The organism is Paraburkholderia translucens, assembly GCF_020881035.1.
In the GTDB taxonomy this organism is placed as follows: domain Bacteria; phylum Pseudomonadota; class Gammaproteobacteria; order Burkholderiales; family Burkholderiaceae; genus Paraburkholderia; species Paraburkholderia translucens.
In genome coordinates this window covers 195,511-217,837 of record NZ_JAJITC010000009.1, presented here as the reverse complement: position 1 = coordinate 217,837, position 22,327 = coordinate 195,511, and the positions used below count along the sequence as shown (strand labels likewise).

Below are 22,327 nucleotides of genomic sequence, written 5' to 3'. Positions count from 1 at the left end.
GATGGCAGTGATATCGGAAGCCGCGAAGATTAAAAGTCTGGTAGCGGCATGCCGATGGGGATGGTCGCTGCAACACCAGTGGTCGGCAAAACGAATTGTTCAGGACGAACTAACTGCAGATCTTTCCTGCCTCCAGCGAACGCTGGAAATGGTAATCGTGAAGACGTTGTTTGGTCCAGAACCAACCCTGACTACCGACTTGCCGACAGCACAAGGCGAACCGTCAGGATGTCCGGTGATAGCGCGCTCACGAGCATTAATTCGCGCGCTATCGTTTATGGCAGTCTGAAGCCGGGCCAGCAGCGGCCGTTCATCCGGATCTGCCGATTAACCGAAAGTGGCCGAACACTGCCCGACGCGGCCGGTTTTAACTGGATCGTTTCTGCGTATCAGTTGCACGGTCTGCAATTTGATTTTGGAGTGTGGGAGTCTGTGGGCATGGGCCAGCGTCTGTAAATCGTCTGACGCCGCTTGCGACCCAGCGGGCCGCGAAGTCGGGTTACTACCCGGACGGCAACGGCCTGTTCCTCGTCGTGGGAAAGGGCGCCGGCGCCGAGGTCGGCGGCAAGTCCTGGTTGTTCGGCTACGAGGTCTATGGCAAGGCGACCGAGACGGGCCTTGGCAGCGCCGATATCGTCACGCTGGCCGGTGCGCTTTCAGTTAGCATCTGGCAGCCCGAACAGGGCGAGCCGAGGCCGCAGGTGCGTTTGAACGCAAGCGCGGTACTGAGCGCGTGCGACGTCACGAAGCGCCGCGCCGCAGCAAGCCGGTCAATACGCTGACAGGCAGAATTCTCGTCACTAGTCATTTACTATGGCACCCGGACGCGCTAAATCGATGGCGCCGTTACCCTTACCCTTGCGCGCTTTATCCATTGCGCGTTGAGGGTTGGTATCGCCTTGGAGGTTGACACGAGAATGGCCTACTTCGTCAATTTATTTAGCCCCGAAACTCACAGGGCGTTCACAAACTCCGACCGCACGGCGACAGGTTTCAGTGCCAGCCGGCTAAGCACGGCGCAACGAATACAGACGGCTGACGTATTCGTTTGTTATCTCACTGTGGTTTCGCGCTGGTGTGGTCTTCTGGAGGTCGTGGATGGACCGTATCGGGATGACACGCCAATATTCTTTCCCTCTGACGACCCATACGTAATTCGCTTCCACGTACGACCGCTGGTCTGGCTGGCAGTTGAAAACTCGATACCCGTTCACGAACCCGCGATATGGGAACAGCTTTCTTTTACGCGTAACTTGGAGCATGGCTCGTTAGCTTGGGTCGGGAGGGTTCGAGCGAGTTTGGCTCGGCTCGCTGATGAAGACGGGCAGGTTCTTACAGACGTACTCAACATGCAAGCTGTTGAACAGCGTGTGTTTGAATTGGACGATGCCAGCAAGCGCAAGATCGAAACACATCGGGTCAATCGTGCAGATAAGGTGGTCACCGTCAGCGTGCCCGAAAAACAGGACGAGTCAGAAACAAGTGATTTGGTCCCGACACACGAAGTCCGCGAGTCGCACCAAATTCAAGCCCTGCTTGCCGGGATTGGGGCCCAGATGGGCATGGCAGTGTGGATACCTCCGAATGACAGGACGTCTGTGTTAGCTGAGCGACCCGACGTTCGCGTCGCGCTGCTTGAGCGATTACCACTCAACTACGATACAACGACATTGCGGACAATTGAGCAGATAGACGTTCTATGGATTCGCGGTCGCTATATTGTTCGAGCCTTTGAAGTTGAACACACGACGTCTGTTTATTCCGGCATCCTGCGCATGGCGGACCTGCTTGCCTTGCAGCCAAATGTAGACATTAAACTGCATATCGTCGCGCCGCTTGAACGCAGGGATAAGGTTTTGCAGGAAATCCGACGACCAGTGTTTTCCCTGCTGGAGAAGGGCCCGCTTGCCGAAAGTTGTACCTACATCTCCTACGATAGCTTGCGCGAACTGGCCTCACAGAAGCATCTGGCGCACTTTTCGGATTCAGTACTTGACGAATATGCAGAGGGTGAAGACGAGTGAGTCCGACGAAGACACATGGCCAGGATCTGGCGAGCGCCGCGAGCAAATGCATACTGCTGTGCACGTAATCGCCGCCCGGTAGCCGAGGGGCCGAGGCTGAAAGCGTACCTGTCCCGAAGTGGCGCGCCGCCGTCCAGCAGCCCCGGGAGCCGCAGCCAGGGCTACAGGATGCCGCACGACACTCGGCAGGCTGCACGCACAGGCGGAGGGCTGGCCGAAGATGAACTGGATTATTGAGTACCGGGCGCTGCCGTCTCTCTGTAAGGTTTATGGCCGGGACGCCCTGTGCCGGGTGGGTGCCGACGCGGTTTCAAGTCGGACGTGCCGCGCGAAAGGGCATTTCGTATCCTGATATGCACAAACTTCGCAGTGAGGTGTCACGCGCCCGGATGCGTGCGACTGCGCGTCGAAACTGGGCGCACCGCTGCGCTTTGGCGTCTGGATTCGGAATGCGAAACGCTGCAACGAATAGTCGGAACGTGAAAGCAGGAGGACGAATGAGACGCGAACCGAAAGGCTTTATCGCAGGGTGCCGGAACTGGCGCAGGTCTGGTGGGGATTCGTCCGTCACGGGCAAACGCCACTGTCTGGCGAAGCCGCTGGCGAGGGCGCTGGAGCCTGCCTGGCTAGTCGGCATGATGGAAGGCCTGGGCGCGGCGATGGGCTGGCCTGGCGATGACGTGCGCGGACGCGCCCTTGAACTCCAGCGACAGGCCCCGCCCGGCTGGCTGAGATTCGCGACCGCGACTGCGAAGCCGACCTGCAAGCTTCTGCGATGGGGCGCGCAAATGGCGAGGTGCGCCGTCGCCTGCGCAATGTTCGCTTTGACTAGCACGTTGCAGCGCACTTTTGCGATCGTGCCAGGGTGCCCGATCTGTCCGACCGGCCAGGGCAACTCATGCGCCACAATCAAGCGATATCGAACCTGATGCACTCTGCCTGCGCTGGGCCGCGTGGAGCCGCACGCGTCGCTTCTTAGGCGCGCCGCGCGTGCCGAAATACATCTTGCCCAGATGCAGCCCGCGCCTGACGGGGACCTGTCCGCCGAGCTTTCCGCGTTCAATCTGGCCGTCGCTGCCCAGCCCGGCAGCTACGCGAAGCAATCGTTTATGATTTTCTATCTGTGATATGCGCGCTGCGTGAAAGAGGCCGCCGCCGCGCGGGGCATCACGCGTGACGCGTTCCATAAACGCGTGCGTCGTTTCCGGCGCAGGGCGTACCGTTCCATGTGGGCGCTTGATGCGGCGTACGACATGTAGGATATCTGTTCGCAGTCACGGCAAACCGGCCTGAACCAGATCTTGGCATCAGCATTGTTGCCACTCCGCAGCTTGACGTGAAACCGCGAATGATGTTTCCATTCGCCGCATTCCCGGCACTGGCGTTTGCACGGGCGCGGTGGCGGCCTTTGCAGACGAGATTGCGGCAGCGCTGCCGTTACGGCGCGCCGTCACGCGGTTCGTTAGATGAAACGCTCTAATTTCGAGTTGGCAGGGAGCTATCGCAGGTCTCCGCGCGTTGCTGAAAAACGCTGACACCAACACTTACACGGACTCAGAAAACGAAAAGCCCAGTCACGAGGACTGGGCTTTTTGCTTGAAACTTGATGGTGCCGGAAAGAGGAATCGAACCCCCGACCTTCGCATTACGAATGCGCTGCTCTACCGTCTGAGCTATTCCGGCATCAGGAGAAACGAAATTATAGGGACTACTTCAGCGGCTTGACAAGCCCCCAAGTGCATTTTTTTATTCCGGGATCAGTTTTTCGCTTCGAGGTGGTAACGGGTCACGCGATCGACCTCGTTCTTCGAACCGAGGAACACTGCGACGCGCTCGTGCAGACTCTTCGGCTGAATGTCGAGAATGCGCTTTTCGCCGTTGGTTGCGGCGCCGCCCGCCTGTTCGACGATGAACGCCATCGGATTGGCTTCGTACATTAGACGCAGCTTGCCCGGCTTGTCCGGCGTGCGCTTGTCGGCCGGGTACATGAAGACGCCGCCGCGGTTCAGGATGCGATGCACGTCGGCGACCATCGAGGCGATCCAGCGCATGTTGAAGTCGGCCTGACGCGAACCTTCCTTGCCCGCCTTCAGTTCGCCGATGTATTGCTGAACCGGGCCATACCAGTGGCGCTCGTTCGAGGCGTTGATTGCGTACTCGCGCGTTTCGACGGGAATGCGCATGTCGCTTTGTGTGAGCACCCACGAGCCGAGCTCGCGATCGAGCGTGAAGCAGTTCACGCCGTTACCGGTGGTCAGCACGAGCACCGTTTGCGGGCCGTACACCGCATAGCCCGCCGCGACCTGTTGCGTGCCCGGCTGCAGAAACGACTGCTCGGTGGCCTGGTGGCCGTCCGGGCAGCGCAGCACCGAGAAGATCGTGCCGATCGACACGTTGACGTCGATGTTCGACGAGCCGTCGAGCGGATCGAACACGAGCAGGTATTCGCCCTTCGGATAGTTGGCCGGAATCGGGAAGAACTGTTCCATTTCCTCGGAGGCCATGCCCGCGAGGTTGCCGCCCCATTCGTTCGCTTCGAGCAGGATTTCGTTCGACAGAATGTCCAGCTTCTTCTGCACTTCGCCCTGGACGTTTTCGCTGCCCGCCGAGCCGAGCGCATCGCCGAGCGCGCCCTTGCTGACGTGGTAACTGATCGCCTTGCACGCGCGCGCGACGACTTCGATCAGCAGGCGCAGGTCCGCGGGCAGGTTATTGGTCTCGCGCTGCTGCTCGATCAGGTACTTCGTGAGAGTGGTACGACGTTGCAAAGACATTGTTGTACTCCGGGAAGGCTAGAGGGATGCAGAGATTTTACCCGCTCGCCGTGTCGGTTCCGTGCTTTCGGAGGCGCCGCCGCGTTCACGTCTTGCGGCGCCCCTTGGCCGAGACAGTGTCGCTGACGCTGGCCGCGAGCGCCGCGGCCCGGGCGTGTCCGGCGGGCACGCTCGGCAGTTTCGGACGTTCGGCGCGCGGCATCGGCTCGATTTCCCGTTCGATCTGCTCGCCGGCGGCGGCGGTCGCGACGCGCAGGTCGTAGGCAATTTGCAGGTTGAGCCAAAACTGGGCGCTGGCGCCGAAGTAGCGCTCGAGCCGCAGCGCAGTGTCGGCGGAGATCGCGCGGCGGCCGCGTACGACGTCGTTGATGCGCGGCGCCGGCACCCGCAGCGCAAGCGCGAGCGCGTTGACGGACATGCCGAGTGGCTCGAGAAACTCGCTGCGCAGAATCTCGCCCGGATGGATCTCGGCAATCGCCGCGCCGGCGTCGATGCCCGAGAAATCGACGCTCTTCAGCGCGGAGCGTTTGATGACCATGTCGGTCTCCCGATAATCAGTGATAGTCGACGATCTCGACATTCAACGCGTCCTCGCCGACTAAGTGAAAACAGATGCGCCACTGCTCATTGATGCCAATACTCCATTGCCCGCTGCGCTGGCCTTGCAGGGCTTCGAGCCGGTTGCCGGGCGGTGCGTGCAGATCCGCGATGGAACGCGCGGCATCGATCATCAGCAACTTGCGATGCGCAAGCACCTGCATTGAGTGCGGCAACGAATGCACGAATCTACCCTGGAATATTCGTGCGGTGGCCTTGTCTGCGCAAGTCGTGATCATGGAATCGTATAACGCATTGCGTTAAATGTAAATCGTTATATTGACGCCTATACTTTCTTCCCGGCGACGCCCGATGAACAGTCGGCCAATCGGCCAACGGTACGCCGCGACCGCGCGAACGCAGCGTGTATACGAAAAAAAGCCGGCAACGCGTGCCGGCTTTCCAATGCGACTCGAGCATTCAGCGAGGCATCACGCCAACGCCTTCTCGACGATTTCGCGCACGTCGCGCGACTTGACCTGCGCGGCCACCTTCTCGAGCGCCGCGCGCATGCTGTCGCGCAGCGCCGGCGTGAAGCGGCGCCACAGTTCGAGCGAGCGCGCGAGGCGCGCCGCGACCTGCGGGTTGAGCGCGTCGAGTGCGATCACCTGCTCGGCCCAGAACGCGTAGCCCGAGCCGTCTTCCGCGTGGAACTGCGCGGGGTTCGCCGAGCAGAAACTGAAAATCAGCGAGCGCGCGCGGTTCGGGTTCTTCAGGTTGAAGGCAGGATGCGTCATCAGCGTGCGTACCGTGTCGATCACCGGATGCTGCGCGCTGCCGCGCTGCGTCGCCTGCAACGCGAACCACTTGTCGATGACGAGCGGCTCCTTCTCGAAGCGCCGATAGAAGTCGTCGAGCGCGTGCTGCGCCTCGGGGCTGCCGCCTTGCGGCGCGGCCACGTTGAGCAGCGCCGACAGCGCGGCGGCACGGTCGGTCATGTTGTTCGCGGCTTCATATTGCGCGGCCGCGAGACGCCCGGCGTCCGCGGCATCGTCGAGCTCGCTCAGATACGACAGCGCGAGATTCTTCAATGCGCGATGACCGGCGGCCTCGGGCGTCGCTTCATAGGCGCCCGGTGTGCGATGCTGCTCATAGACCCTGAGCCATTCGTCACGCAGCGCATTGGCGAGGCGCTTGCGCACGAACTGCCGCGCCGCGTGGACCGCGGCCGGATTCGACTCGGTCATCTGCTCGGCCAGATAGGCCTCGGACGGCAGCATCAGCGCGAGTTCGCGAAACGCGGGCGACAGCGTCTCGTCACTCAGCACGCGCGCGAACGCGGCGACCACCGAGTCGTCGAGTTGCAGCGCCGCGCCCGTAGCCGCGCGCGCGGCGAGCGCGAGCAGCTCGCGCGTCGCCAGCCGCTGGCCGGCTTCCCAGCGGTTGAACGGATCGCTGTCGTGCGCGAGCAGGAACGCGAGCTGTTCGGCCGTGTAGTCGTACTCGACGATCACCGGCGCCGAGAAATTGCGCAGCAGCGACGGCAGGGGTTCCCGCGCGATATTCACGAACGTAAACGTCTGCTCGGTCTGCGTGAATTCGAGCACGCGCGTGGTCGACTCCGGCGCGTTCGCCTCGCCATCGAGCTGCAGCGGCAGATCGCGGCCGTCCTCGCCGATCAGGCCGATCGCGAACGGGATCAGCAGCGGCCCTCTTTGCGTTTCGCGCGCGGCTGGCGCGGTTTCGCCGTAGCCTTGGTGCAGCGTCACACTGTAGCGTTGTTGCGCGGCGTCGTAGCGGGTGCGCACCGACACGCGCGGCGTGCCGGCCTGGCTGTACCAGCGCTCGAACTGCGCGAGGTCGCGGCCGTTCGCGTCGGCGAGCGCGTGACGGAAGTCGTCGCAGGTCACCGCCTGGCCGTCGTGACGCTTGAAGTACAAGTCCATGCCCTTGCGAAAGCCGTCGCGGCCGAACAGCGTCTGGTACATCCGCACGACTTCGGAGCCTTTCTCGTAGACGGTCATCGTGTAGAAGTTGTTGATTTCGACGTAGCTCTCGGGGCGCACCGGATGCGCCATCGGACCCGCGTCCTCGGCGAACTGCATCTGGCGCAGCACGCGCACGTCCTCGATGCGCTTGGTGGCGCGCGCGGCTTCGTCGGTAGCGCCGCCCGCCATGTCAGCCGAAAACTCCTGGTCGCGGAATACCGTCAGGCCTTCCTTCAGGCTCAGCTGGAACCAGTCGCGGCAGGTCACGCGGTTGCCGGTCCAGTTGTGGAAGTACTCATGGCCGACCACTGCCTCGATGTTCGCGAAGTCGGTGTCGGTGGCCGTTTCGGGGTTCGCGAGCACATACTTCGTGTTGAAGATGTTGAGCCCCTTGTTCTCCATCGCGCCCATGTTGAAGTCGCTGACCGCGACGATCATGAAGCGGTCCAGATCGAGCTCGAGCCCGAAGCGCTCTTCGTCCCAGCGGATCGAGTGGATCAGCGAGTCCATCGCGTGACGGGTCTTGTCGAGATCGTGCGGCTCGACCCATACTTGCAGCAGTTTCTCCTTGCCCGAACCGGTTTTCACGCGTTCTTCGAGTGCCACGAGCTTGCCCGCGACGAGCGCGAACAGATAGCTCGGCTTCCTGAAAGGATCTTCCCAGCGCGCGAAGTGCCGCCCGTCGGGCAAGTCGCCTTCTTCGAGCAGATTGCCGTTCGACAGCAGCACGGGATAATCGGCCTTGCTCGCGCGCAACGTGACCGTGAAGCTCGCCATCACGTCCGGGCGGTCGAGGAAGTAGGTGATGCGGCGAAAGCCCTCGGCCTCGCACTGCGTGAAGAAGTTGCCGCTCGACACATACAGGCCCGAGAGCGTGGTGTTTTCCGCAGGGTTGCAGATGCTCGTGAGCGTGAGCTCGAAGCTGTCCGGCACGTTCTCGAGCGAGAGGCCGTGCTCGTGCGGGTGCGCGTTCGGGAACGGCTTGCCGTCGATTCCGGCGCTGACGAATTGGAGCTGCTCGCCCATCAGTTCGAGGTGTGCGGCGCGCGACGCATCCGGGTTGCGGCGCACACGCATCGTATTCCTGACGACCGTGCGTTCGGGGACCAGATCGAACTCCAGCGCGACGGTGTCGATCAGGAAGGCAGGCGGCGCGTAATCGGCGCGGCGGATTACATTGGGCGTTGCGGTATCGGCCATGGCATTGTTTGGTGGTGTACTGGAGCGGTCAGGCGCGCAAAAGGCGCGCGAGCCGGGCTTGGTCGACTCATTGTACAAAGCCTCGGGCAATCGTGCGGCAGCATGCCGGGGCGAGTTTCGGCGCCGGGCAGCGCGGGCGGCGCCGAGGGGCAGCGGCAGAACCTTTTGCCGGCTGGCGCGGTCATCGTATTATCGGACGCGCTGCATGGCTGAGTTCCAGCACGGGCGTCAATCCTGCTGCGCAGGCACGGAACAATCGCGCTCAATCCACGGTTCTAATTGCAGCACTTGAGAGAGGCCACGAGGCAGACCATGAACATCGATCGATGGACCCGTCGCGTCGCGCTGCTGTTCGTCGCGTTGAGCGCGCTGCTGTCCGGCTGCACGACCTACGTGACGACGCAGGTCACGGCGTTCTCGGACTGGAGCGGCAGCGACGCGACCCGCACCTACGCGTTCACGCGGCGCGAGGACCAGAAGAACAATCTCGAACTGAGCGCGTACGAGCGGATCGTCGCGAACGAGCTCGCCTTGCACTCGTTCCGCGAGGTTGCTTACAACGACGCGCGCTATCTGGTCGAGCTCGCGTATGGCATCAGCTCGGATATCGTGACCGTCGCGCAGCCGGTCTACTACAACCCGTGGCCCGGTCCTTACTGGGGACGGCCGTTCGACCCGTGGGGGCCGTGGGGGCCGTACCCGGCGACCTATGTGAACCAGAGTTACCCGGTGTTCACGCATCTGCTCGGCATCCGGATCACCGAGCGCGCGAGCGGACGGGAGGTCTACAACGTGACGGCGCGCAATTTTGGCGAAGAGTCTTCGCTGGTGCGGGCGATGCCTTATCTGGCGCGTAGCGCGCTCGCCGACTTTCCGCTCGCCAACGGCGCCGTGCATACCGTGAGAATCCCGGTGGGCGGTGGTGCCGCCGTGAACGAAGTGTCGCTGCCGGCTGCCGTGCCGCCTGCGGCCCCGGCGTCGGCGCCGAAAGCCGCGCAGTAGGTCAGACGCCGGCCCCGAACAAGGCCATCGCGCCCAGCACGACGAACAGCACCGCGGCAATGCCGTGCACGAGTTTCGTCGGCAGACGATGCGCGAAGCGGTCGCCGAGCAGAATCGCAGGCACGTTCGCGATCATCATGCCGAGCGTCGTGCCGGCCACTACGCCGAAGAAATCATGAAAGCGTGCGGCGAGGGCGACCGTCGCGATCTGCGTTTTGTCGCCCATCTCCGCGAGGAAGAACGTCACGACCGTCGTACCGAACACGCCGAAGTGGGTGCGGTTCGTGTCGGCTTCCTCGTCGTCGAGCTTGTCGGGCACGAGAATCCACAGACCCATGCTGATGAAGGACGCCGCCAGAGCCCAGCGCATGACGGTCGGCGTCAGCATCGAGCCGAGCCACGCGCCGAGCGCGCCGGCGCCCGCGTGATTGACCAGCGTCGCCACGAGCACGCCGAGAATGATCGGCACGGGCTTGCGATAGCGCGCGGCCAGCACGAGCGACAGTAGTTGCGTCTTGTCGCCGATCTCGGCGAGCGCGACCGCGCCGGTCGAAATGAGAAAAGCTTGAAACACGTTGATTAAATTCCTCGGGCCGAAGATGAACGAGCGACGACCCACGACGCGCCGGGCCCTGTTGCGGCGCGTGTGGATCATCGGTCTCGCCAGGCCAGAGGCTGCGGCTGCCATGGCCGTGACGGCCAAGTCTGTTGACAGGCGCCCCCGCGAACCACACGTGCGACGCACCGACGCAGCGGTGCGGACGTGCCGCGGGGCGGCTACTCCCCAATGAGGGCCGGAGTATAACAGGCTACGAGCTCCCATGACGATTACAGATGCACTGGAACAGTTCGGCGGCTTTGTTGACTGGTGCCCGGATGCAATTGCGGCGAACAAGGCTGCGTCAATACACCAAACGCAATAACACCTGGGCTATACGATCAGAGCCGGCGCGCGTCGTCGCGGCGATGCACTGGCTTGCCTGCCGCATACGTTTCGTACACCGCGCGATCGTCGCCGAGCAGCGCGAACGCGAACAGCAGCTCCTCGAGCGATTCGCGCCGCGCCGTGCGGCGTGCGAGCAGCGGCGTCGCCTGCGGATCGAGCACGACGAAGTCCGCTTCCGAGCCGTCCCTGAGCGTACCGATCTTGTCGGCGAGATCGAGCGCTTCGGCCGCGCCCGCGGTCGCGAGATAGAACATGCGCGTCGCCGTCAGATGATGGCCGCCGAGGCGAGCGACCTTGTGCGCCTCGTTCATCGTCTGCAGCATCGAGAACGACGTGCCGCCGCCGACGTCGGTGGCGAGCGCGATCGGCATGCCGGCCGAGTCGGCCTTCTCGAAGTCGAACAGGCCACTGCCGAGAAACAGGTTCGAAGTCGGGCAGTGCGAGCCGAGCGCGCCGGTTTGCGCCATGCGCTTGCGGTCCTCGTCGTCGAGGTAGATGCAATGGCCGCATACGGCGCGACGGCGCAGCAAGCCATAGTGATCGTAGATGTCGAGATAGCTGCGGTGGCCGGGGAACAGATCGGCGGCCCATTTCACTTCGTCGACGTTCTCCGCAACGTGGCTCTGGATGAACACGTCCGGATGCCGTTGCGCGAGCGCGCCGCACGCTTCGAGTTGTGCTTCGGTCGAGGTCGGCGCGAAGCGCGGCGTCAGCGCGTACATCTGCCGGCCGCGATCGTGCCAGCGGCCGATCAGCTCGGCGCTGTCGTCGTAGCCCGATTGCGCGGTGTCGCGCAGGAACTCGGGGCAATGGCGGTCCATCAACACCTTGCCTGCGACCATGCGCAGATTGCGGGCTTCGCTCTCGGCGAAAAGGGCATCGGCGGATTCCTTGTGCACCGTGCAATAGACGAGCGCGGTCGTGGTGCCGCACGCGAGCAGTTCGTCGACGAAGAAGCTCGCGGTGCCGCGCGCGTGCGCGATGTCGGCGAAGCGGCGCTCGGTCGGGAACGTGTAGGTGTCGAGCCACGGCAGCAAACCCGGAGCCGGCGAGGCGATCATGTCGGTCTGCGGATAGTGGATGTGCGTATCGATGAAGCCCGGCACGATCAGCTTGTCGCGCCGCTCCACGATCTGCGTGCCGGGCGCGAGCCGCGAGGCGAGCGCCGCATACGCGTCCGCCGCGACGACGCGGCCGTCTTCGACGATCAGCAGACCGTCCTCGTGGAACACCGCGGCGTTCGGTGCGTGCGCCGGATCCCCGTTGAAGGTCAGCAATTGCGCGCGGAATGCCGTTTGCGCCGTTGGCGCAGCATGAGCCGATTCAGTCATGGAAGAGCTGTCTCCGAATGTTGAACGCTTGGCGGCGAAGGCACTGCAGCGGCTCGCGGTTCCGGTCGTGGCCGTCTCCCGAACGAAGCGAAGCCGCCCGTCACCGAGGCCGGTCGAGCCGCTCACTTGCAAGCCGTCAGCTTACGGTCTACTGCTGCCAGTGCGCGTCGAGCTTGGCGATCAGCAACGCGCGTTCCTCGGGCGTCACGAACGACGCCTCGAAGCCGTTGCGGATGATCGTATAGACCTCGGCGTCGTCGAGCTTCAGCGCGTCGATCGTCGCCAGATAGTTCGCGTTCACGTAGCCGCCGAAATAGGCCGGATCGTCGGAATTGACGGTCACGGCGACGCCCCGATCGAGCAGCTCTTTCAGCGTGTGTTTGGTCAGGTCGTCGAACACGCACAGCTTCAGGTTCGACAACGGGCACACGGTGAGCGCGACGCGCGTGTCGGCGAGGCGCGTGACGAGCGCCGGTTCCTCGATGCTGCGCACGCCATGATCGACGCGATCGACCTTCAGCACGTCGAGCGCTTCATAGATATACGACGGCGGCCCTTCCTCGCCTGCATGCGCGACGAGTTTCAGACCCAGCGCGCGCGCCTTCGCGAACACACGCTCGAACTTCGACGGCGGATGGCCGCGCTCCGACGAATCGAGACCGACTCCGATCAGCCGATGCTTGTATTGCTCGAACAGCGGCAACGCTTCGTCGAAAGTGGCGAGCGCATCGTCCTCGGACAGATGGCGCAGGAAGCACAGGATCAGCTTGCTCGACATGCCGCGCTTTTCCGCGTCGGCGAGCGCTCGTTCGATGCCGGCCACCACGGTCGCGATCCGCACGCCACGCTCGGTGTGCGTCTGCGGATCGAAGAAGATTTCGCTATGCACGACGTTGTCGGCGAGACAGCGCTCGACGTAGGCCATCGTCATGTCGTAGAAATCCTGCTCGTGCAGCAGCACGCTCGCGCCCGCATAGTATATGTCGAGAAACGATTGCAGGTCGGTGAACGCATAGGCGGCGCGCAACGCGTCCACGGAGTCGTAGGCGAGCTTGACGCCGTTGCGCTGCGCGAGCGCGAAAATCAGTTCGGGTTCGAGCGAGCCTTCGATGTGGATATGTAATTCGGCCTTCGGCGCGCGCGCGGTTTTGTCGGCGAGCGTGCCGGGAGAAACGGGGGTAGCGGTCGTCATATTCATGGTGTGTTGGAATTCTGTGTTGGGGTGATGAACGGAGCGGGTCGCGGATCAAATCGCTTGCGTCGCGCGGCGCGCGCCCGCGTGTGCCTCCACGGCCTGCAGCACCTGCGCGGCCGCGGAGATCGCGATGACCTCGGGCGACTTGTCGACGATACCGTCGACGCCGAGCGGACACTTCATGCGCGCGATCCGCGCCGGGTCGATACCACGCGCCGCGAGCCGGTGCTCGAATTGCTTGCGCTTGATGTGCGAGCCGATCATGCCGAAGAACGCGAAGTCGCCGCGCCGCAGAATGCGCTCGGCCAGTTCGAGATCGCGCGCGTGGTTGTGCGTCATCACGACGTAGTAGGTGTTCGGCGCGGCCTGATCGATCGCTTCGTCGGGTGCGTCGTTCGCGTCGACCGTCACGTTCGGCGCGTGCAGCGTATCGAGCGCGGGAAACTGCGCGTCGCGCTCGTCGACCCAGCGCACCGTGCACGGCAGCGTCGCGAGCACCCGCACGAGCGCCGCGCCGACGTGACCGGCGCCGAACAGCACGACGGCGAACTCGCCCGGCGCGATCGTTTCGGTCAGGAGCGCGCTGCTGTCGTCGAAACCGGCGCCGTCCCACAGCAGGCAGTCGGCGGCGGCGACGCCGGGCTCGGGCTCGGACAGCATCACCGCATCCGGCGCGGGGCCGAATGATACGCTGCGCACCGTCGCTTGCCCCGCCGAAAGGCGTTTGGCGAGCGAGGTGATCCAGCCGAGGTCGCCGACGTCGAGCCGCTCGAACGCGAGAACCACAGCGCCGCCGCAGCACTGGCCGAGGCTCGGCCCCAGCGCGAAGCGTTCGAGCCGCCGCATATGCGGCGCGCGCATACCGTCGCGCAGTACCTGACGCGCGGTCTCGATCGCCTTCCATTCGAGGTGGCCGCCGCCAATCGTATGTTTGGCCGCCTCGCGTGTGACGATCATCTTGGTGCCGGCTTCACGCGGCGCCGAACCTTCGACGCGCGCGACCGTCACCAGCACGGCGGCATCGCCATGCGCGAGCAGGTGTTGCAGGTCAGTGAGCCAGGCTTGCATCCGGCGATTCTCCATGCGGGGCCGCGTGCGGTGCTGGCGCGGCGGGTTGCGTGCGGGTGTCGGCGCTACCGGGGGGCACGGCGGTTTCGTTGGCCGGGTCGGCGTTCAGCAACGCGCTCAAAGCGTCCAGCGCATCGAGGATCGCCTCGGGCGTAGCCGGCGCGCGCAAGGGCGGAGCATGTTGCGCGCCCGGCACGGCCGCCGCGATCGCATCGCGAAGCGCGAGAAACACCGAGAACGACAGCAACAGCGGCGGCTCGCCGACCGCTTTCGAGCGGAACACGGTTGGCTCCGCGTTGCTGTTGTCGTAAATCCGCACGTGGAACGCGGCGGGCGTGTCGCTGACCGCGGGAATCTTGTACGTCGACGGCGCATGCGTCATCAGGCGGCCGTCGCGGTTCCACCACAGCTCTTCGCTGGTGAGCCAGCCCCTTCCTTGAATGAAGCCGCCTTCGATCTGGCCGAGATCGATCGCCGGATTGATCGACTGGCCCGCGTCGTGCAGCAGGTCCGTGCGCAACAGTTTCCACTCGCCGGTGAGCGTATCGACGACAACCTCCGACACCGCCGCGCCATACGCAAAGTAATAGAACGGATGACCGGTCAGCGTCTTCGCATCCCAATGCACTTTCGGCGTCGCGTAGAAGCCGTCCGACCATAGTTGCACGCGCGCGAGATACGCGGCGTTGACGAGTTGTTCGAACGGCAGCGCGCCGCCATTGACCGACACGCTGCCGTGCGCGAACTGCACGTCGTTCGCGTCGCCGCCGAGCTGGCGCGCCGCGACTTCGGCGAGCCGCGCGCGGATCGTCCGCGCGGCGTCTTCGGCAGCCATGCCGTTCAGATCGCTGCCGGTCGAGGCCGCGGTCGCCGACGTATTGGCGATTTTCGAGGTATCGGCAGCCGTCACCCGCACGCGCGATAGCGGCAAGCCGAACTGGTTCGCGACCACCTGCGCGACCTTCGTGTTGAGACCCTGGCCCATCTCGGTGCCGCCGTGATTGACGAGCACGGAGCCGTCCTTGTACACGTGCACGAGCGCGCCGGCCTGATTCAGGAACGGCACGTTGAACGAGATACCGAACTTGACCGGCGAAAAGGCGAGGCCGCGTTTGAGCACCGGGCTCTTGGCGTTGAATTCGGCGAGCGCCGCGCGGCGCGCGCGGTAGCCGCTCGAATCGAGCAACGCGTCGGTCAGCGCCGCGATGATGTTGTCGTCGACGCGCTGTCCATACGGCGTCGTGTCGCGCTCACCGACGCCGTAATAGTTCGCGAGCCGCACGTCGAGCGGATCGAGCTGCAACTCGCGCGCGATGCTGTCGAGCAGCACTTCCATGACGAGCGCGCCCTGCGGTCCGCCGAAGCCGCGAAACGCGGTGTTCGACTGCGTATTGGTCTTGCAGCACAGCGCGACGATATCTACGTCGGACAGATAGTACGCGTTGTCGAAGTGGCACAGCGCGCGCGTCGCGACCGCCCCCGACAGATCGGCCGAATAGCCGGCGCGCAAGGCGATTTCGACGCGCACGCCAAGCAGGCGGCCTTGATCGTCGAAACCCGCTTCGTATTCGTAGACCGCGTCATGACGCTTGCCGGTGATCAGGAAGTCGTCGTCGCGATCGGCGCGTAGCTTGACCGGCCTGCGCAAGCGTTGCGCGGCGAGCGCGGCCACGCACGCGAACAGCGCCGATTGCGATTCCTTGCCGCCGAAGCCGCCGCCCATGCGCCGGCATTCGCACACGACGTTATGCGCGGGCCAGCCGAGCATATGCGCGACGACCTGCTGCATCTCGCTCGGATGCTGCGTCGAGCTGTAGACGAGCATGCCGTCCATCTCCTTCGGCACCACATACGCGACCTGGCCTTCGAGATAGAACTGCTCCTGGCCGCCGACCTCGAACGTGCCGGCGAGCCGATGCGGCGCGGCGGCGATCTTCGCCTGCGGATCGCCGCGCCGCAGATGCAGCGGCGGCAGCACGAACTGCTTCGCGGCTTTGGCGTCGGCGGCGGTGAGGATCGCGTCGAGCGGCTCGTAACGGATCACGTCGTCGCTCTTCGCGAGCGCGGCCGCGCGGCGCGCGAGTTCGTGGCTTTCGGCGATCACCGCGAAGACCGGTTGGCCGAGATACAGCACCTCGCCGTCGGCGAGAATCGGATCGTCGTGCAGCACCGGGCCGCAATTGTTTTCGCCGGGGATATCGTCGGCGCTCAGCACCGCGATCACGCCGGGCGCGTTTCTCACCGCGTCGAGATCCATCGACACGATGCGCGCGTGCGCATGGCGCGCCAGGCCGAGCGCCGCGTGCAGCGTGCCGTGCAGCTCGGCGATGTCGTCGGTGTAGGTGGCTTCGCCGCTCACGTGCAGTGCGGCGGATTCGTGCGGCAGCGGCACGCCGATCGACGCGTCGTGCGACGTGGCGTGCTCGTCCAGACGGTCGATAAAGGCATCGGTCCGGTTCATCACGGCGACTCCTTCGCGGCGATTGCGTCCGCCTCGAACGCGAAGGCGTTCACGTCGCGGAGCGCGAGCGGCGCGTCATCGCGCGTTTCGAGGTAGAAGCGCCACAGCAGATTGCGCGCGACCTTCAGCCGATACGCGCTCGACGCGCGCATGTCGGTGAGCGGCTGGTAGTCGGCGGCGAGCGCGTCCATCGCGCGGCGCGCGGTTTCTTCGTTCCACGCCGCGTCGCTGAGCATGGCTTCGGCGTGCGCAGCGCGCTTGGGCGTTGCCGCCATGCCGCCGAACGCGACGCGCGCCGCGCGGATCGCGCCATCTTCCGCGACGTGCAGCGCAAACGCCGCGCACACCGCCGAGATGTCCTGGTCGTAGCGTTTGGCCACCTTGTAGGTGCGAAACCGCAGCGCACCGACCGGGCGCGGTACGCGCAGCGCGCTCACGAACTCGCCGGCCGCAAGCGCGGTTTTCTGATAGCCGAGGTAGAACGCATCGAGCGACAGCGTGCGGGTCGTGCGATCGCGGCGCAGCACGACCTCGGCGCCGAGCGCGAGCAGTGCCGGCATCGAATCGCCGATCGGTGAACCGTTCGCGACGTTGCCGCCGAGGGTGCCCGCATTGCGGATCGGCAGCGAGGCGAAGCGCATCCACAGCTCAGCGAGCTCGGGGTAGTCCGCGGTGAGCGCCGCGTACGCGTCTTCGAGCGTGACCGCAGCGCCGATGGTCAGCGTGTGTGCGTCGCGCGCGATGGTTTTCAACTCCGCGACATTGCCGGTGTACAGCAGGTCGCCGAGATCGCGGAACTGCTTGGTCACCCAAAGCCCGACGTCAGTGCTGCCCGCAACGATGCGCGCGTCCGGATGCCGCGCGCGCAGCGTCGCAAATGCGTCGAGGGTGAGCGGCGCGTGGAAGGTGGATGAGCCGAACGCGGCGCCGCGTGGGTCGGGCGCACGGTAGACGAAGGTGTCCTTGCGTTGCAGCGTGCGCAGCGTGGCCGCGAGCGCGTTGCGGTCGAGCGCGACACGCGGATATCGCGCGCAGTCGAACATCTTTTGCGCGGCCTCGATGATCGGCCGGTAGCCGGTGCAGCGGCACAGATTGCCGGACAGTGCGGCGCCGATTTCGTCGCGGGTCGGCGGGCCGGCGCTCGCGGGCCGGTTCTCATAGAGCGCCCACATCGACATCGCGAAGCCGGGTGTGCAAAAGCCGCATTGCGAACCGTGACAGTCCACCAGCGCCTGTTGCACCGGATGCAGCGCGCCGTGCGCCGCGCGCAGGTCTTCGACGGTGAAAAGGGCGCGGCCGTCTAGCGTCGGCAGGAACTGGATGCAGGCGTTGACCGCCTTCAATGCGAGGCCGCCGCGCGCGTCGAGCTCGCCGATCACGACCGTGCATGCGCCGCAGTCGCCCTCCGCGCAGCCTTCCTTGGTGCCGGTGCAGCGCAGGTCCTCGCGCAGGTGCTGCAGCACGGTGCGCGTCGCCGGGACGCCCGTGACCTCGCGGACAGACCCCTGGTGGTAGAAGCGGATGGTTTGCGTTGTCATGGCGATTCGAAAGACAGTGCGGACCGGGCGCGCGTTACGCAGGGGGCGCAAAAACCGGCCTCGCGCACGTAGATCGCCATCCATACCCGAAGATAGCACTACCCCGTTCCGAAAATATTTTCCGCGTCGCATGAAGCGTATGCGAAAGGGGGCATGACAGAAAAAACAAAACGCCGGACTTCGGTCGCCCTGCATGGGCAACACGAAGTCCGGCGTCATTGACAAAACGAATCGGTTGGCAGTCCGGCGGGGGCTCGGCGCTCCGGACGCGGTCAAAACTCGTTCAGGCCGGCGCAAGCGCCGTCAGGCCACCCGATGGCGATTGTGCACGAGGCTCAGCACCAGTGCGACGAACGCGATGATGAACGCGACGCCCGACCACATCGGAATGGTCAGCCCGAGAATCGGCGGGTAGGCGGTTTCGCACAGGCCAGCGACCTTGAACACGCTCGGCAGCCAGTGTGCGGGGGGCAGACTGTCGACCACCGGCTGCAGCGTGTCGAAGCCGCAGCTGAAGCCCGGGTTCGCCTGTATGTACACGTGGCGCGCCGCGGTCACGATGCCGGCGAGCGCCGCCAGCGCCGCCATCGCTTCGAGCAGGCGCATGCCGCGCCAGCTTCTGAAACACGCACCGAGGAACGCGAAGATCGCGATCAGCAGGAAGAAATAGCGCTGGATGATGCACAGCGGGCACGGGTCTTCGCGCAACCCAAACTGCAGGTACAACGCACCGCCCACCAGGGCGACGCAGATCAGGCCGAGCAGAACCAGCAGGGTGCGCTCGCGGCGCAGCATCGCGGAGTCGTTATTCATGGATCTTCGATTGGTCTGGAGACGAAAGGGCGGGTGCCCGCGATTCTAGCGTGAACCCCCGCCGCATTAGCGGATCGCCTTCAGCACCGCCTCCGCCGCGCGGCCGATCGCGAGCAGGGCGTCGTCGGCGTGCGGCGCGCCCGCCAGCATCAGGCCGACCGGCGCGTCGCCGCGCAGATGGCACGGCAGCGACAGCGCGCAGCTATCGAGGAAATTGAACGCGCTCGGGTTGCGCAGGATCAGCGCATTAGTGTGGCCAAACGTGTCGTCGTCGTGCAGCAGGTCGGCGAGACGCGGCGGCACGACGGGCACCGTCGGCGCGACGACCGCGTCGAAACGCTGCCATAGCGTGCGCGCGGCCTGGTCGAGCAGCGCGCCGCGCTCGGCGAGCAGGTCCAGATAGTCGGCCGCGCTGGCCGGCTGGCCCTTCATGATGCGCACGAGGACGCGTGGGTCGTACTGTTCGCGGTGCTTGTCGAGCAGCGGACGATGCCACGCGTACGCCTCGATCGACGCAAAGCCGAAGCGGTTGATCTGCGGCAGGCGGTCGAGCGGCGCGAAGCGCACCTCGCTGACGATCGCACCGGCCGCCTCCAGATGCTTGAGCGCGGTATCGATCGCGCGCGCGACTTCGGGCTCGACGCCGTCGGTCACGAAATTGGTCAGCACGCCGAGGCGCACGCCTTCGAGCGGCCGCGCGGCCGGGATGCGCGGCTCCAGCCCGGCGAGCATCCGGTCGACCAGCGCGCAGCAGGCGACCGACACGCCGATCGGCCCGAACGAATCGAGCGTCGGCGAGAGCGGCACGCCACCCTGCTTCGGAATGCGCGCGGCGGTCGGCTTGAATCCGGTCAGCCCGCACAAGGCGGCCGGAATGCGGATCGAGCCGCCGGTGTCGGTGCCAAGCGCGACCGCAGCCATGCCGTCGGCGACGGACGCCGCCGCGCCCGACGACGAGCCGCCCGAAATCCGCTCGTCGCCTTTCACGCCGCGCCGGTACGGCGACAGCGGATGACCGTAGTGCGGATTCAGGCCGAGCCCGGAAAACGCGAATTCGCTCATGTTGGTACGCCCGACGATCACGGCGCCGGCGCGCTTCAGACGCGCGACCGCGACCGCGTCGGCCTGCGCGGCGGGCGCGTCGGCGAGCACGATGGAGCCCGCGCGGGTCGGCTGGCCTTCGATGTCGAACAGATCCTTGACCGACACCGGAATCCCCGCGAGCGGCGACAGCACGGTGCCGGCCGCCCGCAGGCGGTCGTGCGCGTCGGCGGCGGCGCGCGCGGCGCCGGCGTCGACGTGCATGAAGACGGTGGCGCCCTGGCCGGCCGGATCGGCGATCCGGTCGAGCGCGGTTTCGACGAGCGCGCGGCTGGTCGTGCGGCCGGCGGCGAGATCGGCGGCAAGCTGGGCAAGCGGCGGGAAAGGGGCGAATTCAGTGGCCATGGTGTCGGTAGAAATCCGGTTGAGCGCCGCCCAGAGGCGTGAGCGGGGCGGTGCCGAGCCAACGGGCAAGGTCCGTCCGCATTGTAGAGCAAGGTTTTGCGCGCCGAGTGGCGGCTGGGGGCGACGCCACACTGTGTGCCAAAGTGTCGCAAATTGGGTCGGTTTGTTACAATCAGCTTTCTACGATTACTGTTTCGTAAGGAAGGCGATCATGGACCACAGCGTTGGCTTCTTCCAGGATCTGGCCATCGTGATGGCGTTGACCGGCGTTGTCACGGTGCTGTTCCATCGCCTGAAGCAGCCGGTGGTGCTCGGCTATATCGCGGCCGGCGTCGTCATCGGTCCGTATTCGCCGCCGTTCCAGTGGATTCACGACAAAGAGACGATCCAGATGCTCGGCGTGCTCGGCGTCGTGTTCCTGATGTTTTCGCTGGGCCTCGAATTCAGCCTGCGTAAGCTGTTCAAGGTCGGCGCGACGGCGATTGTCGCCGCGCTGTTCGAGATCGTGCTGATGCTGTGGATCGGCTACCAGATCGGCAGCGCGTTCGGCTGGAACCCGATGGACTCGCTGTTCCTCGGCGCGATGCTTGCGATTTCGTCGACGACGATCATCGTCAAGGCGCTGTCCGAACTGGGACTCAAGCGCGAAAGCTTCGCCCAGCTCGTGTTCGGCATTCTGATCGTCGAGGACATTCTCGGCATCGCGATGCTCGTGTTGCTGACCGGCATCGCGCAGACCGGGCAGCTATCCGCAGGGCTCGCCGCCGTTACGCTCGTCAAGCTGCTGTTGTTCATGACGGTGTCGCTGCTGGTCGGCGTGCTGCTCGTGCCGCGCGCGCTGAACTACGTCGCGCGCACGGGCAGCGACGAGATGTTGCTCGTCGCCGTGCTGGGCTTCTGCTTCGGCTTCTGCGTGCTGGTCGTCAAGCTCGACTACAGCATCGCGCTCGGCGCGTTCCTGATCGGCGCGATCATGGCCGAGTCGCGTCATCTGCATCGGATCGAGCATCTGATCGCGCCGCTGCGCGACGCATCTTCCGCGATCTTCTTCGTGACGATCGGCCTGATGCTGAATCCGGCCGTGGTACTCGAGTACGCGTGGCCGGTCACGGTGATCACGCTCGCGGTGATCGTCGGCAAGATCGTGTCGTGCGGGCTCGGTACGTTCCTGTCGGGGCAGGACGGCCGCACGTCGATGCGCGTCGGCATGAGCGTGTCGCAGATCGGCGAGTTCTCGTTCATCATCGCGACGCTTGGCCTGACACTGAAGGTGACGAGCGAGTTTCTGTATCCGATCGCGGTTGCCGTGTCGGCATTGACCACGCTGACGACGCCGTATCTGATCCGCGTCGCCGATCCGCTCACGCGCCGCATGGCGCACGCGATGCCCGCCACGTTTTCCAACGCGTTCGGCATGTACGGGCAATGGCTGCGCAGCCTGATCGCGGCGCGAGGCGAGCCGACGCTATTCAGGATGACGCGGCGCATCGTCGTGGAGATCGTGGTGAATCTCGCGCTCGTCGCGGCGATTTTCATTGCCGTTTCGTATAGCGCGCCGCATAGCGCGCGGCTGCTCGCGCACTGGCTCGCCGACGAGCCGCTGCAACGCGTCGTGCAGTGGAGCGTCGCACTCGTCGTATCGCTGCCGTTCGTCGTGGCCGTGTATCGCAAGACCAAGTCGCTCGCGCTGCTGCTCGCCGAAGTCAGCGTGCAGCCCACCGCCGGCGGGCGCTTCACGAGCGCGCTGCGTCATGCAATCGCCGATCTGGTGCCGATCTTGTCGATGATCGGCGTCTTTCTGCTCGTGGCGGCGCTCTCGGGCAGCATCCTGCCGCCCACGGGCCTGCTCGTCGCGGTGCTCGTGTGTGCCGCGCTGCTGCTCGCGCTCGTATGGCGCTGGTGCGTGAAGATCCACGCGTCGATGCAGGTCGCCTTGCGGGAAACTTTCGAAGAGCAGCCGGACCCTTGATCCGCACGAAATCGCGTGCCGTCCCGCAGCAATGT

At 65.0% G+C, this 22,327-nt stretch carries 16 protein-coding genes, 1 tRNA gene and 1 riboswitch; of the genes, 4 read left to right on the top strand and 13 right to left on the bottom strand.

Annotation, left to right across the window (positions count from 1 at the left end; genetic code table 11):
* Positions 1–422: 422 nt before the first annotated feature.
* On the top strand, positions 423–782 hold the full coding sequence (locus LJ655_RS18590; protein WP_230562699.1) for an Arm DNA-binding domain-containing protein: 360 nt from the start codon (positions 423–425) through the stop codon (positions 780–782).
* Positions 783–917: 135 nt separating this feature from the next.
* Positions 918–2,024 carry a hypothetical protein gene (locus LJ655_RS18585; protein WP_230562698.1) on the top strand — a complete coding sequence of 369 codons (1,107 nt, stop codon included), beginning with the start codon at positions 918–920 and terminating at the stop codon, positions 2,022–2,024.
* A 1,607-nt stretch (positions 2,025–3,631) separates the two neighbouring features.
* Here the strand turns inward: LJ655_RS18585 and LJ655_RS18580 are convergent.
* From LJ655_RS18580 to pepN, 5 genes are all read right to left on the bottom strand, one after another.
* Positions 3,632–3,707, bottom strand: a tRNA-Thr gene (locus LJ655_RS18580).
* Positions 3,708–3,781: 74 nt separating this feature from the next.
* Positions 3,782–4,798, bottom strand: a complete 1,017-nt coding sequence (locus LJ655_RS18575) for a class 1 fructose-bisphosphatase (RefSeq protein WP_230562697.1) — start codon at positions 4,796–4,798, stop codon at positions 3,782–3,784.
* Between the two features lie 85 nt (positions 4,799–4,883).
* A complete protein-coding gene (locus tag LJ655_RS18570; RefSeq protein WP_230562696.1) occupies positions 4,884–5,336 on the bottom strand; it encodes a HigA family addiction module antitoxin in 453 nt (150 codons plus the stop codon).
* A gap of 16 nt (positions 5,337–5,352) precedes the next feature.
* Positions 5,353–5,559, bottom strand: coding sequence for a type II toxin-antitoxin system RelE/ParE family toxin (locus LJ655_RS18565; RefSeq protein WP_425605819.1), 207 nt, complete (start codon positions 5,557–5,559; stop codon positions 5,353–5,355).
* Between the two features lie 267 nt (positions 5,560–5,826).
* On the bottom strand, positions 5,827–8,523 hold the full coding sequence (pepN, locus tag LJ655_RS18560; RefSeq protein ID WP_230562694.1) for an aminopeptidase N: 2,697 nt from the start codon (positions 8,521–8,523) through the stop codon (positions 5,827–5,829).
* Positions 8,524–8,835: 312 nt separating this feature from the next.
* Here pepN and LJ655_RS18555 point away from each other — a divergent pair, with 312 nt between their 5' ends.
* Positions 8,836–9,525 carry a DUF4136 domain-containing protein gene (locus LJ655_RS18555; protein WP_230562693.1) on the top strand — a complete coding sequence of 230 codons (690 nt, stop codon included), beginning with the start codon at positions 8,836–8,838 and terminating at the stop codon, positions 9,523–9,525.
* Between the two features lies 1 nt (position 9,526).
* Here the strand turns inward: LJ655_RS18555 and LJ655_RS18550 are convergent, their stop codons facing one another.
* From LJ655_RS18550 to LJ655_RS18515, 8 genes are all read right to left on the bottom strand, one after another.
* Positions 9,527–10,099 (bottom strand): TMEM165/GDT1 family protein, encoded by a 573-nt coding sequence (locus tag LJ655_RS18550; protein ID WP_230562692.1) that lies wholly within the window; start codon positions 10,097–10,099, stop codon positions 9,527–9,529.
* A 7-nt stretch (positions 10,100–10,106) separates the two neighbouring features.
* Positions 10,107–10,323: riboswitch (yybP-ykoY riboswitch) on the bottom strand.
* Positions 10,324–10,464: 141 nt separating this feature from the next.
* Positions 10,465–11,802, bottom strand: coding sequence for a guanine deaminase (gene guaD, locus LJ655_RS18545; RefSeq protein ID WP_230562691.1), 1,338 nt, complete (start codon positions 11,800–11,802; stop codon positions 10,465–10,467).
* A gap of 148 nt (positions 11,803–11,950) precedes the next feature.
* On the bottom strand, positions 11,951–13,000 hold the full coding sequence (locus tag LJ655_RS18540) for an adenosine deaminase (RefSeq protein WP_425605818.1): 1,050 nt from the start codon (positions 12,998–13,000) through the stop codon (positions 11,951–11,953).
* Between the two features lie 48 nt (positions 13,001–13,048).
* The gene (gene xdhC, locus LJ655_RS18535) at positions 13,049–14,065 is read right to left on the bottom strand and encodes a xanthine dehydrogenase accessory protein XdhC (RefSeq protein ID WP_230562690.1); all 1,017 of its coding nucleotides are present in this window, start codon (positions 14,063–14,065) and stop codon (positions 13,049–13,051) included.
* The gene (xdhB, locus tag LJ655_RS18530; protein ID WP_230562689.1) at positions 14,046–16,526 is read right to left on the bottom strand and encodes a xanthine dehydrogenase molybdopterin binding subunit; all 2,481 of its coding nucleotides are present in this window, start codon (positions 16,524–16,526) and stop codon (positions 14,046–14,048) included. The genes xdhC and xdhB overlap by 20 nt, the downstream gene beginning before the upstream one ends.
* Entirely contained in the window at positions 16,526–18,064 is a 1,539-nt protein-coding gene (xdhA, locus tag LJ655_RS18525; protein WP_230562688.1) for a xanthine dehydrogenase small subunit, read from the bottom strand. The genes xdhB and xdhA overlap by 1 nt, the downstream gene beginning before the upstream one ends.
* A 303-nt stretch (positions 18,065–18,367) precedes the next feature.
* Positions 18,368–18,877, bottom strand: a complete 510-nt coding sequence (locus LJ655_RS18520; RefSeq protein WP_230562687.1) for a disulfide bond formation protein B — start codon at positions 18,875–18,877, stop codon at positions 18,368–18,370.
* A 66-nt stretch (positions 18,878–18,943) separates the two neighbouring features.
* Complete coding sequence (locus tag LJ655_RS18515) at positions 18,944–20,323, bottom strand: amidase (RefSeq protein ID WP_230562686.1); 1,380 nt, start codon at positions 20,321–20,323, stop codon at positions 18,944–18,946.
* A gap of 211 nt (positions 20,324–20,534) precedes the next feature.
* Here LJ655_RS18515 and LJ655_RS18510 point away from each other — a divergent pair, with 211 nt between their 5' ends.
* Positions 20,535–22,292, top strand: coding sequence for a cation:proton antiporter (locus LJ655_RS18510; RefSeq protein ID WP_230562685.1), 1,758 nt, complete (start codon positions 20,535–20,537; stop codon positions 22,290–22,292).
* Positions 22,293–22,327: the final 35 nt, after the last annotated feature.